This is a genomic window from Fluviibacterium sp. S390, assembly GCF_049800695.1.
GTDB lineage: Bacteria > Pseudomonadota > Alphaproteobacteria > Rhodobacterales > Rhodobacteraceae > Meridianimarinicoccus.
This window is the reverse complement of record NZ_JBNAFN010000016.1, coordinates 75,258-88,750: the sequence shown is the minus strand read 5'-3', so window position 1 is coordinate 88,750 and position 13,493 is coordinate 75,258. Positions and strand designations below refer to the sequence as shown.

Below are 13,493 nucleotides of genomic sequence, written 5' to 3'. Positions count from 1 at the left end.
GGAAACATGACACATTTCGTGGATCTCAATGCCGACATGGGCGAAAGCTTCGGCGCCTGGACCATGGGCGACGATGCAGCGCTGCTGGAGATCGTGACCTCGGCCAATGTCGCCTGCGGCCTGCACGCCGGCGATTGGGACGTGATGGCCAAGACCATGCAGCGCGCGGTGGACAAGGGTGTCGGCATCGGCGCGCATCCCGGCTTTCCCGACCTGCACGGCTTTGGCCGCCAGCGCATGACGCTGCCGCTGGCGTCCTTGCAGAACCTCGTGCGCTATCAGGTCGGCGCGGCCCAGGCGATGGCACGGGCGGCAGGCGGCACGGTGCGGCACCTGAAGCTGCACGGCGCGCTGGCCAACATGGCCTCGGAGGATGAAGCGATGGCCACGGCCTGTTACCAGGCCGCGCTGTCCGTCGCCCCCGAGATCATCATCATGGTTCTGGCCGGCACCGCGCAGCAGCGTGCGGCACAGGCCCTGGGCTGTCCGATCGCCTGCGAGATCTTCGCCGATCGTGCCTATAACGACGATGCGACGCTGGTCGACCGCAGCCTGCCGGGCGCGGTGATCCATGACCCGCAGGTCGCCGGGCAGCGGATGGCGCAAATGGTGCGCGAAGGCGCGATCATCACCGAAAGCGGCACGCGGATCGAAACCCGGATCGACACCATCTGCCTGCATGGCGACACGCCCACGGCCGTCAGCATCGCCGCCGAGGTCCGCCGGGCCCTGCTGGCGGGTGGCGTTGAACTGGCGCAGTTCCCGGGCGCAACGCTCTGATCGCTGGCGCACCGGGCTTGGCCCCGGCGGTGCAGACCTGCGCCCCCGGACACAACCGTTTACAGGTCTGCCCCCATGTCTTACCCATTGGGTCAGACCTCGGCCACCTGTTGCGCCGGGCACGATGGGCCATGCGGTCGCCGCGCCACCGCCGCCGGACATCCCTCGCCCATCGCCAATGCTGGAGAAAAACGATGCGCCACCTGGCTGTTCTGCTTTGCACCGCCGCAACCCTCACCACCGCCTGTGCCTCTGCGCAGGAAACCGGGTCGGAAGGCGCCCCAAATGCCGTGCTGATCCGCGGCGCGAGCATCTTTACCGGCTGCTCCCCCGATCTACTGGAAGGTCAGGACGTCTATATCGCCGGCAACATGATTTCCCGGATCGGCGCGGATCTGGAACCGCCCGAATTCGCCACCGTCATCGACGCGGATGGGCATGTGCTGATACCCGGCCTGATCGATGCCCATTGGCACGGGGTCTATGCGACGGCGACAATCGGCAAGCTCATGACCACCAACGAAGGTTACTGGAACCTTCTGACCGCGGCCGCACAGCGCGACACGCTGTATCGCGGGTTCACCACGGTGCGCGATACGGCGGGCCCGATGTTCGATATTGCCCGCGCCACCGATGAGGGCCTGATCGAAGGACCACGGGTGTTTCCCTCGGGCCCTGCCATCTCGCAAACCGCCGGGCACATGGATTTCCGGATGACACGGGATGTGCCCGCCACGCCGGACAAGCTTCATTCCTTCGAGACCTCGGACATGTTCTACATCGCCGACGGCGTGCCCGAGGTGCTCAAGCGCGTGCGCGAAAACCTGATGCAGGGCGCGACGCAGATCAAGCTGATGGCCGGCGGCGGCGTCACCTCAAGCTATGATCCGATCCACACGATCCAATACACCAGGGCCGAACTGGAAGCGGCGGTCGAACAGGCGGAAAACTGGGGCACCTACGTGCTGACCCACGCCATCAATGACGAGGCCGTCAACCATTCCATCGACGCCGGCGTCAAAAGCGTCGAGCACGGCCACATGTCGACCCGCGAAACCCTGCAACGCTTCGTCGAGAACGATGTCTGGCTCAGCATGCAGCCCTTTCTGGACGACGAGGACGCCCCGGCCCTGAACGCGTTCCAGAAGGCGAAATACGATTCCGTCACCGATGGCACCGACTTTGTCTACAAGACGGCCAAGGAACTGGGCGTGAAGATCGCCTTCGGCACCGACACGCTGTTCAGCGCGGATCTTGCCAAGCGGCAGGGCGCGCAGCTTGCCAAACTGCAAAACTGGTTCACGCCCTACGAGGCGCTGAAGATGGCCACCTGCGACAATGCCGACCTCCTGGCGCTGTCGGGCAATCTTACACCCTACCCGATGGGGCCGCTGGGGGTGATCGAAGAAGGCGCCTATGCCGACCTGATCCTTGTGGATGGCAACCCGCTGGACGATCTTGATCTGGTGAGCGATCCTGACGCGAACTTCGACGTCATCATGAAAGATGGCGTGATCTACAAGAACGCGCTGAACTGAGCCTGCCCCGCGCGGCATCCCCCGACGCCGCGCGGATCATTCGGGGGCCAGCTTGGGCATCCAGCCAAGGCTGGCACCGGTGTCGGGGCCGGGTTTGTATTCGGCACCAAGCGGGGCTTGATATCCCATCCGGGCGATTGCCCGGAAGACCTGGGAATAGTCCAGCGTGCCCTGATCGGGCGGCCCCCGGTCGGGTACCGCGGCGAACTGGATATGGCCGATGGATCCCCAGACGCTTTTCAGCCGGCCGATCACGTCGCCCTCGGTCCGCGCCACGTGGTAGCAATCGAACATCAGCTTCAGGTTGAGCGCCCCGACCTGCGCAATGATCTCCACCGCCTGCCCGGTGGTGGACAGGAAATAGCCCGGCGCATCATGGGGGTTGAGCGGTTCGATCAGGATGGTGATCCCCTCTGGCGCGGCCCGCGTGCAGGCATGATCCAGCGCCGAAACAAAAGCATCCCGCGCCGCCGCACCGCTGGCCATCCCCGCCATCACATGCACATTGCCCGCCCCGACGGCCGTGGCATAGGCGATGGCCTCGTCAATGGCGGCGCGGGCATCGCTTGCCCGGCCGGGCAGCGCGGAAAGGCCGACGTCCCCTGCCCCGACATCCCCGCGACGTGTGTTGAGCCCGAGCATCGGCAGGCCGGTGTCCTTCAACGCCGCGACAACCTCGGCCACCGGGACCTCATAAGGCCAGTGGCATTCCACGGCATCGAAACCGGCGGCATGGGCCGCGCGGATGGCGTCTGGCAAGGCCTTTTCGGTCCACAGAAACCCCAGGTTGGCTGAAAACTTCATGCGTCCCACTCCACGTCAAACTTGCCCACAAGGGCGCGGCGCCCCCCCGGCCATCATCGCCAACCGGGCGGGATCCTCAAGCGCTTCGATGGCGTTTCAGGCGCCTTCCAGACCCCTGCCCGCCACCACCGGCCCGCAAACCTGCGCCCCGGAATTGACATTGACGAAGTCGCCCTAGATCGTCGCCGGGACATTTCCGTCCCAAGATCCAGGAGATCACAATGAAGTACCTGTTGGCACCCTCGCTGTTGCTGTTCGCGCTGTCGGGATGCGGTCTGAGTGAAAGCCAGGTCAGCACAGCCGCTCAAGCTGGCGCCGCTGCCGCCGAGGCACAAGAGGTCTCAGAAGAGGTCAAGCGCGAGACCGACTTCGATGCCATCGGGCGCGAGGCCGTCGCGGATGTGGACACCTCAAACTTCGATGCGCTGACAAACTGACACTGTCATCGGCACCCCCACAAGATCGACCCCCAAAACCCGTAGGTCTGTCGCAGGCATTTTGCCTGTCCTGACGGGTTTTGCCGGGGTCGTGTTGTTTGCGCGGGGCCAGAGTCTTGCAGATTCTTATGGTCATTTATTGACCATAATGCACACAACCCAGACTGCGCGCCAACACCCCCTGCCCGCCCGAAAATTGCCAATTGGCAATTTCACTACAACGGGTTGTTTTCCGAGAACTTTCTGAAGAACGCGAGAAACGCCTTGTCGGGATCACGCGCCGGCTCGCGACCCGTGGACCAGGCCCGCCATTCGCTTTCCACGAAGTAGATGTCATAGCCGGGATGGCGCAGCTTGGCGGTCTCATAGGTCTCGGTGCGCAGCGCCCTGCCCTGCCCGTCCAGCCAGGCCGGACGCGGCTTCAGCGTCGACACCTCGGGCTCCACCTCTCCGGCCACCCGCGCCTTGCGCCCGACCTTCGAGAAGCTCACCTCGCGTTCGGCCGCATCCACCCCGTCGCGATCCTTGCGCCACCAGCGCAGCTCCACATGGGTGACCCGGCGCCCGGTCTTGATCGGTTCGATCTGCACCACATAGTCGCTCAGCGCGTTGACCTCGGCCACGGCGGGCTTGATGGCGCGCAGGTTCAGGTTTGACCAGCTGGTCAGCTTGCCCTTGGGCACCCCCAGCACCCCGCGCAGCGCCTCAAGAGTGAACTTCTCGGACGCGCGGTACTTCAGGTTGCCGCGCTTCTGCACCATCTCGTACAGCGTCAGCGCATATTTCGAAGTCAGCGCGAACATCACCTCGCGCTGCAACCGCGCGAACACCGACGAATGCTTGATGATCTTGCGCAGCCGCGCCGGAATTTCATATTCGACCAGACCGTCGCGGCGCAGGGTCTCGATATTGCCGCCCAGAAGCTGCACCCGCTCGATCGCCTCTTCGCCGTCCCAGTTCACCTGGATCTTGACGATGGCCGACATCAGCCGTTCCAGGCTTTCGCCGATGCGATCGTTGGCATTGTGCGAACCGCGCAACTCGGCCTTGGCGATCACATGGGTCACCGGCTTCTCGATCCCGTCCCAGGCGTTTTCCAGAAGCTGGTTATAGATCCGCCGATCTGCCAATGTCAGCGGAGTCACCTCGACCAGATCCACCAATTCCCCCGGTTTGACGAGGCTTTCGGCATTGGGTCGGGCGTCCAGGGTGCGATAGGAACGGTCGGCTGCCACGCGCGCTACTCGATTCTCTTACGTTTGTAGTTTGTTGGATGTAAGCTACCAAGGCGCTTTGCCCCGGTAAAGCACTTGCGCGGGCAGCGCGGCGATCCCGGCGGCAGATCTCGTGGGTCTGGCCGCAACGCCCGCCGCCGTATCGCCAAGTCTTACACATGAATAGGCCCAAATGTATCTTTTAAACAGCAATGCCACCAGAGCCGGCTCACCCAATCCGTAAGGTTTGCGACTCGGGCCGACTCGCCCCCGGACTCGGAATTCACCCAAGATCAACCAGAAAATGCTTGTTTTACAGGGGTCTGCGCGCACCCAAAATGTAAGGGTGATTCCACACCCCAGACGTAGGCGCAGCCAACCCCATCCGTAAGCTTTGCCCACCCCAAACGTAGGCCGTAGTCACCCATGAAGTAGCGATTGGCGGAAAGTTGTGCGCAAAGACAGAGACTTAACCGTCCTGAACATGGAACAATTAGAATCTAGAATCCCTGCGGGTGCTGGTGTTTTTTGCTTGGGGTTTGGGGATAACTCCCGGATCGGCACACTCCGCCTTACAAATCGAGAGGTTTGCGCCAATTTCACCCGTAAATCTCCGAACCGGGCCGCTGTTGCCCCGAAATTCCACTCATTCCGGGATACATCTGCAACTTCCGCTTTTTTCGTTGATTTCCGAAAATTATCGCACTTGCGGCGGTGCGCCCCGTCCCGCATGATTCGAGCGTCACCATTCGAGGATACCATGGACAACCAGGTTCTCCCCCCCGTTACGCTTTCCGAATTGCAAAACCTCTCGACCCGCGCCGACACGGTCATGAACCGCCTGCGCGACCGCGTCTATGCGCCCGGCAGCGAGAAACAGCTCGAGCTCAGTTTCAATGTCCGCTCCGCCGCCGAAATGGTCGGCCGCTCGGAAAAGCTGATCCGGGATGCCGAGGCCGATGGCCGCCTGCCAGAGCCGCAGAAGGATCCCGAAACCGGCCGCCGCACCGGCTATTCGCTGGCCGAGGTCAACCGGATGCGCGAGGTCTTCGGCACACTGCCGCACCGCGCGCCCGGCGATCCGCCGCTGGTCATGGCGGTGCAGAACTTCAAGGGCGGCGTCGGCAAATCCACGCTGGTGACCCATCTGGCGCAGTACTTCGCACTGAAAGGTTACCGCGTCTGCGTGATCGATTGCGACAGCCAGGCCTCGACCACCGCCGTCTTCGGGCTGAACCCCGACGTGGATGTCGACGAGGATGAAGACACGCTCTATCCGTTCTTCCGCCACGGCGGCCCGGCGACGCTGCACTACGCGCTGCGCGCCACCTATTGGCCGGGCATCGCGCTGATCCCGGCCAACCTGGGCCTGTATGATGCCGAGTATGAATTCGCCGCCCGCATGGCCCGCGACCACACCTTCGTGCTGGACAAGCTGCGAGACGGGGTCGAGTCGATCCAGGACCAGTTCGACATCGTGCTGCTGGATCCGCCGCCGGCGCTGGGGATGCTGTCGCTGTCGGTGCTGCGGGCGGCCAACGCGCTGCTGATCCCGGCACCGCCCAACAACATCGACTTCGCCTCGACCGCGCATTTCCTGAAGATGATGGCGGCGACGCTGGGCGAGATTTCGGAACATGGCGGCGCGCGGTCCTATGCCTTCGTCAAGATCGTGGCGACCAAGATGGACGACCAGAAGTCGGCGCATGTGGCGATCAAGCGGATGATGGACGCGGTGTTTCCGCATGACGTTCTGCAATCGGTGCTCAAGGACAGTGCCGAGATCGACAACGCAACGGCCAACCTGAAGACGGTATACGAGTTGACGGGGCCAGCCCGGCGGACCGAGACCCACAAGCGCTGCCGCACCTATCTGGATGCGGTGGGGCGCGAGGTGGAGACACTGATCCGCAAGACCTGGCCGAGCCACCATTCGGACCTGCGCAAGGAGGGGATCCTGTGAGCAAGAAGCACGACGCACTGTTTGACGACATTCTCAGCGGGCTGGACGCACAGCCCACGGAGGCGACGCCGCCGCCCGAACCGGCGGCCCCGAAAGACCGGGGCGGGGCGCGCTTCCTGAAGCGGTCCACCACCATCGGCGACCGGCTGTCGGGCGAGATCGAGGAAAAGACCCTGAAATGGGTGGACCCGGCCGAATGCCGCATGTGGGAACATCACAACCGCGCCTACGACCTGCTGACCGAGGACAGTTGCCGCGATCTGATCGACGGCATCCGCGCGCAGGGGCGGCAGGAATTTCCCGCCATCGTCCGGCGGGTCAGCGATGGCGGGGCGCAGGCCTATGAGGTCATCTGCGGTGCGCGTCGGCATTTCGCCGTCAGCTGGCTGCGGGCCAACAATTATCCGCAGTTCAAGTACCTGGTGGATGTGCGCGACCTGTCGGATGAAGAGGCCTTCCGCCTGGCCGATATCGAGAACCGCGACCGCGAGGACATCAGCGACTTCGAACGCGCCCGCGACTATGCCGCCGCGCTTGAGCGCTATTACGGCGGCAAGCAGAAGGCGATGGCGGCACGGCTTGAGGTCTCGGAGGGCTGGCTGTCGCGCTATCTGCAACTGGCCAAACTGCCGCCCGAGATCGTCGCGGCCTATGGTGCCATCACCGACATCAAGGAGCTGCACGCCCGCCAGCTGAAACCGCTTCTGGCGCGGCCGGCGGATCGGGCCAGGGTTCTGTCTGCGGCGGTGGATCTGGTGGCGGCGAAAGAACAGGGGCGGGCCAGCGATGGCGCGCAGGTTCTGGCGGCGTTGAAGGCGGCGGTCAAACCGGCGAAACCGAAAGGGCAGGGCGGCACGCTGTATCGCCGGGGGCCGGGGGAAAGCGGCATCACGGTGCGCAAGAAGGGCCGCAGCGTGGTCATGGAGTTTTCGGACAGCCTGAGCCGCAACGCACTGGAAGAAGCCTTTGCCCGCTACATGGCGGATCGCTTTGGAAAGTGAAGTTGCCAACTGGCAAGAAGACGGTTTTACCGTTTAAAAACAGTTGGTTCATCAGTTTAGCAACGGATCTGCTGCGGCCAGTTTGCCAAGGCAAGGCTTTGAAGATGGTCACGACAGGGCAGGGCAGGCGGGCCGCAAGACCCGCCGTCCGGCTATTTGCCCTCGGCCTCGTCCATCAGACCGCGCACCCATTTTGCCGCCCACCAGGTCGCCGGAATCCCCAGCGGAATGCTGAGCCCAAGTGTCAGCATCGGCGACAGCGCTGACAGACCGATGGCCTGGCCCATCAGGCTGAGCATGAACAGGTTGATGGCCACGGCCCCCGCCGCGAAGGGGTACAGCACGATGGCCAGCCGTTTGCGGGTCCATTTCTCGTCGGTGTCGGTCATGAGGCGTGTTCCAGGCGGGCGGCGGCGCACAGGGCGTCGGCGATCAGGGCAGGGATGGCCGGCCACAGGGCCAGCGGCGGCAGGGTGGGGCCACGAAAGCCGCCCGCGCTCAGGGCGGCGGGCAGGTCGTCGGTGACATGGCCGCCGTCGGCGGCGAAATAGGACAGGCAGATCGCCTTGGGTCCGAAGCCTGCCGCCACCGTGTGGATATGGGGGGGTTCTTCCAGGAAGGCGACCTCGATCCGGGCGAAGGTTCCGGCCTGACGCAAGGCCTCGGCAAAGCGCCGGGTGCAGGCGGCGGGCACCGCGCCCTGCGCCGATCCGTGGGCCGCGACCAGAACTTCGGTCTCTGAGGCGCTCCAACCGGCGCTGGAGGCCGCGTCCGACAGCATCCGAAGGGTGAGGTCCGGCAAGGCCGGATCGCTGCCCAGCGGCGGCAGGACGCGCGCGGCGGGCAGGCCCAGACGGGCGGGCAGGGCGGTGTTGGTGAACCAGCCTTCGGTCATGAACAGCGGATAGATCAGCACATCGTCGCGCGCACCGTCCAGTGCGCGCTCGACGGACCCCTTGGCCGCCAATGTGGCCGCGCCAATGCGGCGCCCCGGCATCCGGGCCGCGACCTTGGCGGCCAGTTCGGCCAGCCGGGCCTCGGCCGGGGCCGGGTCCGAGGGCTGGCCGTGCGAGACCAGGATGGCCTCAGTGGCTGGTGCCTTCAGAGAAGGTGATCTTGTTCCAGACATTGTATTTCCCGGATGGTTTGCGCATCGGCAGGCGGCGGACCTCTTCCAGCGTGGCGGCGTTATAGACGATGACCGCGCCGTCATCCTCCCAGACCGACACCAGCGCATGGCGTCCGTCGCGGGTGAATTCCACATGGGCGACGGTGGCGCCGGGCACCGGGCGCAGGGTCTTGACGATCTCGAGGCTCTGCTTGTCGATCACATGCATGACGTCGCGGTTGGGACCAAAGAAGACATCGGCCCAGAAGTAGGGCGTGTTTTCATGACTGCGCAGGAAGAAGCCCGGGCCTTCGGTTTCGATGGTGGTCAGCCGTTCCCAGGTTTCGGTGTCGATGACCGACAGCTTGGCCTCTTTCAGGTGCGGTGTCGCCATGACGCGGCGGCCGTCGCGATCCCACGAGATGCCCGAGCCCAGATGCGGCATGCCGTCCAGCGGCAGTTCGGCGATCTCGCGCCCGACGTTGAGGTTGACCACCACCCCGCGACGCCCGTCGCGGGCGGCCCCGATCAGGTTGCGATAGTCGTCGTCAAAGAAGAAATCATCCAGCGGTTCGGTAACCTCGATCCGGCGCCGGGCGAACAGCCCTTCGGAGGAGGCGATGGCCTCGACCATGTCCTTCTCGCGGCTGTGCACGAAACCTTCGTAGACCGGCTCGGCGTTGGGATCGGTGGCGACCTCCCAGATTTCGGGGGCGTCCTTCAGCGCAAGGATGAAGCTTTTGCGTTGCGGGGCCTGGTAGACCGCCGAAACCCGGCTGGGGGTGCCGTCCTTGCCGATCACCTCCATCACGCGGGTAACCGACAGATCCTCGGTCGACAGCAGGGTCAGGGTCATCGGCAGGTAGTTGGCAACGGCCAGCCATTTGCCATCGTGGCTCATGGCGATGTTGCGGCTGTTCAGACCGGCGCGGACCCGGCCCACTTCGGACAGGGACCACAGGTCGTACTTCTGCACCCAGCCGTCGCGCGACATGATGAAGACATAGCGCCCGTCGGGGCTGAACTTCGGGCCGCCATGCACGGCAAAGGGGGTTTCGAACCGGTCGAGCACCTCGAAGGTGTCGCCATCCAGCACGCTGACGTGATGGTCGCCGGTTTCCACCACCAGGGTGATGTTCATCGGGTCCGAGGACCAGACCGGCGCTTCGGCGGCGGCGTAGTCCGGGGTCAGGGTGCGGCTGGCGGCGATCTCGGCCTCGCCCCAGGCCGGAACATCGTCCAGCGGGGTGCGCAGGTAGTCGGCCAGCGCGGCGATACGGTCGGTGTCCAGCACCTCGGCAAAGCCCGGCATCTGGGTGGCGGCACGGCCGTCGCGGATCACCGCCTCCAGGTTGGGGCCGCGCATCCGGCCAAGGGTCTGCGGAATCAGCGCCGGACCCAGGGCGCCCAGACGGCTGGGGCCATGGCAGTCGGTGCAGTGATCGGCATAGTCGCTTGCGGGATCTGCGGCCAGAGAGGTGGCCGCGAACAGGGCCGCACTAATGGAAACGGTGAACCGGATCATGTCGTTTTCCTCGGAAGGGGGTCACGGTAAGGCGGTCGCCCTCGGCCACGCCGATCTCGGCGTCGCTGAGGTAGCAGGCCGGATCTTCGGCCCAGGGATCGCCGGTCAGTTGCAGGGCGCGGATGCGGGTGTTGCCGCCGCAGACGGCCTGATAGGCGCAGGCACCGCAGCGCCCCTTGAGCGGGCGCGGCCGCGTGCGCAGCTTGGCCAGCATCGGATCGGGACCTGTCCAAAGCTCTGAAAACGGGTTTTTTTTCACGTTTCCGATGGTGTAGTCCGACCAGTAGGTATCGGGGTGCACATTGCCCTGGGTGTCGATGTTGGCGACCCCCAGACCCGAGGAATTGCCGCCCCAGGCTTCCAGGTGGTCGCGCACATTGGCGTGTTCGGCGGCATCGAAATTGCGTTCGACCCAGTTCAGGAAATGCACCGCGTCGGCATCGTTGTTGCCGGTCACGATGTCCAGCGGGAAGCCGTCGGCGGCCCCTGCCCAGCTGCGCTCGATCAGCACATCCATGGCCCGGCGCGAGCGTTGATGCGCGGCATCCTCGCCCCGGTTCTTGTCGCCACGCCCGGCATAGACCAGATGCGACAGGTAGAACTTGTCGACCCCTTCGTCGTCGCACAGTTGCAGCAGGTCCGGCAGGTGGCGGTGGTTCGACTCGGTCAGGGTGAAGCGCAGCCCGACCTTGATGCCACGCTTCTTGCATTCGCGCACGCCCCGCAGGGCATCGGAAAAGGCACCCTCGACGCCGCGGAACCAGTCGTTGGTGGCCCCGATACCGTCGATCGAGATGCCGACATAGTCAAATCCGGCCTCGGCCACGCGGTCGGCATTCTCGCCGTGGATCTTGGTGCCATTGGTGGACAGCGCCAGCATCCTGACCATCGGCCGGGCGCGGGCGGCCAGGTCGAACAGATCCTTGCGGTCCAGCGGCTCGCCGCCCGACAGGATCAGCGCCGGAATGCCGAAGCGGTCAAGATCGTCGAGCGTGTCCATGGCCTGCTGGTGGCTCAGCTCTCCGGGGAAATCCACATCCGCCGAGACGGTGTAGCAGTGCCGGCATTTCAGGTTGCAGCGGCGGGTCAGGTTCCAGATCACCACCGGTTTCACGGGGCCGGAGCCGCGGCGGGCGCGGACCGGTGTGGGGGTGACCAGCTGGTGCATGTACTCGGTGAGGCGAAACATGGTCTATCCTTCCTTGCGGCGCAGTCGCAGGCCGGTTTTTTTCAGGATTTTCGTGGAAAACAGAATGTCGCTGCCACGGCAGGCGTCGCCCAGAATCGCGGCGATCTCGGCGCGCTTGGCATCGACCTCGTCGCGGGTCGAGCCGTGCACCATGGCGAACAGGTTGTAGGGCCAGACGGGCAGGGCGCGGGGGCGGCGGTAGCTGTGGGTGACGAAGGGCAGGGCGCCGATCTTTTCACCCAACTGATCCACCAGCGCGTCATCCACGTCCCAGACAGACATGCCGTTGGCGGTCATGCCCAGCTTGTAGTGATTGGGCGCACCACCGATGCGGCGGATCACGCCGCGCTCTTTCATCGCCGCGATGCGGTCGATGACCTCGGGTTCGGTCAGGCCAAGAACTTCGGCCACGGCGGCGAATGGCGCAGGCACCAGCGGCAGCCCGGCCTGCGTTACCTCGACGATCAGGCGATCGGTTGCATCCAGTGTCATGCCGCCACCCTGAAGCCGATGAAGAATTCGCGTTCCTTGGGAAACAGCAGCACTTGCAGGCCGGTTTCCGCTTCGATCCGGCGCGCCGTGGCTTGGATACCCTCGGCGCTTTCGGTGGCCATCACGAACCACATGTTCAGGCGATGGTCGCGGGCATAGTTGTGGGCCACCTCGGAATGGGCGTTGACCTGTTCCGTCACCGTCTCATAGCGGTCCTCGGGCACTTCCATCGCGCACAGGCAGAAGGCGCCGCCCAGGGCCGCGGCGTCGTAGAACGGGCCGAAGCGGGTCAGATAGCCGGTGTCGCGCAGCCGCGAGATGCGGGCCAGAACCTCGACCTCGGTCAGATCAAGTTCCTGCCCCAGCGCCGCGAAGGGGCGCCGGTCCAGCGGCAGGTCATCCTGCAGTCGGTTCAGCAGCGCGCGGTCGGTGGTGTCGATATCTTGAGTCATGCGGCAGCGGTTCCTTTGGTCGAGATCAGGGCGCCAGTCTGCTTGAAACAACGGCTGGAGAACAGCGCAAGATGCTTCACCCCCGCCAGTTCGGGCAGGGCGGCGGCCCCGGTCAGAACGCCCAGGGCCTCGTCGCGGCTGCGGGCGTGGATCATGCAATACAGCCGGTAGGGCCAGGCGTCGGCCACCGGGCGGCGTTCGTAGCACAGGGTGACGCCGCTGTGGGCGGCCAGCACCGGCCCGGCCTGGTCGATGCGGTCCGAGTTGATGTCCCAGACCACCATGGCATTGGCCCGCCAGCCCAGGGCGCGGTGGCGGACGATGACGCCCAGCCGGCCCAGGATGCCGGCCTCTTGCAGCACCGCCAGACGGTCCAGAATCTCGGCCTCGGTCCGGCCCAGCTGTTCGGCCACGCGCAGGTAGGGGCGGGACACCATCTCCAGCCCGTGCGACAGCACTTGCAGCAAACGGCGGTCGCCGGGGACCAGAACCTCGGGACGCACCTCGCGGCGGGTCGCGGGCAGGCCCGGCGTGCCGGTCAGGCGAAAGCCGAGATCGACGTTGAAGGGGCGCACCAGGCGCAGGTCCAGCACCCGCAGGCCGGTCTTGCGCCCGATGTCGTGCAAAACCTGGTCCACATGGGCGCGATCCGGCCCGGTTGCGACGAACCACAGGTTCCATTCGTTTTCGCGCAGGTAGCTGTGATTGACGCCCGGCTGGGCGCCGATGATCTCGGCCACGGATTCGATCCGGTCGGGGGGGGCTGCCACGGCGGCCAGGGTGCTGGCCGAGATGGTGTTGGGGGCAAAGGTCGCCCCCACCCGCGAAATCCGCCCCACTGCCTGCATGCGGTCCAGCCGTTTGAGCACCTCGGCCTCGCCGCAGCCCAGCGTGTCGCCCATCTGGGCGAAGGGGCGGGGCACCAGCGGCAGGTCGCGCTGCCAGTCGTCCAGCAGTCTCAGATCGATGGGATCAACGGTCATGTCCATG

General features: G+C 65.1%; 14 protein-coding genes. 5 read left to right on the top strand and 9 right to left on the bottom strand.

Annotated features, from left to right (window positions below; genetic code table 11):
* The first annotated feature begins 6 nt into the window (after positions 1–6).
* On the top strand, positions 7–780 hold the full coding sequence (locus ACP15K_RS13540) for a LamB/YcsF family protein (RefSeq protein ID WP_193141304.1): 774 nt from the start codon (positions 7–9) through the stop codon (positions 778–780).
* A gap of 194 nt (positions 781–974) precedes the next feature.
* Positions 975–2,318 (top strand): metal-dependent hydrolase family protein, encoded by a 1,344-nt coding sequence (locus ACP15K_RS13535; RefSeq protein ID WP_193141305.1) that lies wholly within the window; start codon positions 975–977, stop codon positions 2,316–2,318.
* 36 nt (positions 2,319–2,354) lie between these two features.
* Here the strand turns inward: ACP15K_RS13535 and ACP15K_RS13530 are convergent, their stop codons facing one another.
* Positions 2,355–3,122 (bottom strand): hydroxypyruvate isomerase family protein, encoded by a 768-nt coding sequence (locus ACP15K_RS13530; RefSeq protein WP_424990758.1) that lies wholly within the window; start codon positions 3,120–3,122, stop codon positions 2,355–2,357.
* Positions 3,123–3,343: 221 nt separating this feature from the next.
* Here ACP15K_RS13530 and ACP15K_RS13525 point away from each other — a divergent pair, with 221 nt between their 5' ends.
* On the top strand, positions 3,344–3,559 hold the full coding sequence (locus ACP15K_RS13525; RefSeq protein WP_193141307.1) for a hypothetical protein: 216 nt from the start codon (positions 3,344–3,346) through the stop codon (positions 3,557–3,559).
* Between the two features lie 215 nt (positions 3,560–3,774).
* Here the strand turns inward: ACP15K_RS13525 and ACP15K_RS13520 are convergent, their stop codons facing one another.
* Positions 3,775–4,794 (bottom strand): replication initiation protein, encoded by a 1,020-nt coding sequence (locus ACP15K_RS13520; RefSeq protein WP_424990757.1) that lies wholly within the window; start codon positions 4,792–4,794, stop codon positions 3,775–3,777.
* Positions 4,795–5,533: 739 nt separating this feature from the next.
* On the opposite strand from ACP15K_RS13520, the gene ACP15K_RS13515 reads away from it, so the two are divergent.
* Complete coding sequence (locus ACP15K_RS13515) at positions 5,534–6,736, top strand: AAA family ATPase (RefSeq protein WP_193141309.1); 1,203 nt, start codon at positions 5,534–5,536, stop codon at positions 6,734–6,736.
* Positions 6,733–7,737, top strand: coding sequence for a ParB/RepB/Spo0J family partition protein (locus tag ACP15K_RS13510; protein ID WP_424990756.1), 1,005 nt, complete (start codon positions 6,733–6,735; stop codon positions 7,735–7,737). Before ACP15K_RS13515 ends, ACP15K_RS13510 begins: the two co-directional genes overlap by 4 nt.
* A gap of 152 nt (positions 7,738–7,889) precedes the next feature.
* Here the strand turns inward: ACP15K_RS13510 and ACP15K_RS13505 are convergent, their stop codons facing one another.
* Genes ACP15K_RS13505 through ACP15K_RS13475 form a run of 7 tightly spaced genes read right to left on the bottom strand, consistent with a single transcriptional unit; the run spans position 7,890 to position 13,492 of the window.
* Positions 7,890–8,126 carry a hypothetical protein gene (locus tag ACP15K_RS13505; RefSeq protein WP_193141311.1) on the bottom strand — a complete coding sequence of 79 codons (237 nt, stop codon included), beginning with the start codon at positions 8,124–8,126 and terminating at the stop codon, positions 7,890–7,892.
* Positions 8,123–8,866 carry a cobalamin biosynthesis protein CbiX gene (locus tag ACP15K_RS13500; protein WP_424990755.1) on the bottom strand — a complete coding sequence of 248 codons (744 nt, stop codon included), beginning with the start codon at positions 8,864–8,866 and terminating at the stop codon, positions 8,123–8,125. Before ACP15K_RS13500 ends, ACP15K_RS13505 begins: the two co-directional genes overlap by 4 nt.
* Entirely contained in the window at positions 8,823–10,370 is a 1,548-nt protein-coding gene (locus ACP15K_RS13495) for a cytochrome D1 domain-containing protein (RefSeq protein WP_424990754.1), read from the bottom strand. Before ACP15K_RS13495 ends, ACP15K_RS13500 begins: the two co-directional genes overlap by 44 nt.
* Positions 10,345–11,559, bottom strand: coding sequence for a heme d1 biosynthesis radical SAM protein NirJ (gene nirJ / locus ACP15K_RS13490; protein ID WP_424990753.1), 1,215 nt, complete (start codon positions 11,557–11,559; stop codon positions 10,345–10,347). Before nirJ ends, ACP15K_RS13495 begins: the two co-directional genes overlap by 26 nt.
* Positions 11,560–11,562: 3 nt before the next feature.
* Positions 11,563–12,051: an Lrp/AsnC family transcriptional regulator gene (locus tag ACP15K_RS13485; RefSeq protein ID WP_424990752.1), complete on the bottom strand. Its 489-nt coding sequence runs from the start codon at positions 12,049–12,051 to the stop codon at positions 11,563–11,565.
* Positions 12,048–12,503: an Lrp/AsnC family transcriptional regulator gene (locus ACP15K_RS13480; protein WP_193141316.1), complete on the bottom strand. Its 456-nt coding sequence runs from the start codon at positions 12,501–12,503 to the stop codon at positions 12,048–12,050. Before ACP15K_RS13480 ends, ACP15K_RS13485 begins: the two co-directional genes overlap by 4 nt.
* Positions 12,500–13,492: an AsnC family transcriptional regulator gene (locus ACP15K_RS13475; protein WP_193141317.1), complete on the bottom strand. Its 993-nt coding sequence runs from the start codon at positions 13,490–13,492 to the stop codon at positions 12,500–12,502. Before ACP15K_RS13475 ends, ACP15K_RS13480 begins: the two co-directional genes overlap by 4 nt.
* Position 13,493 lies beyond the last annotated feature (1 nt).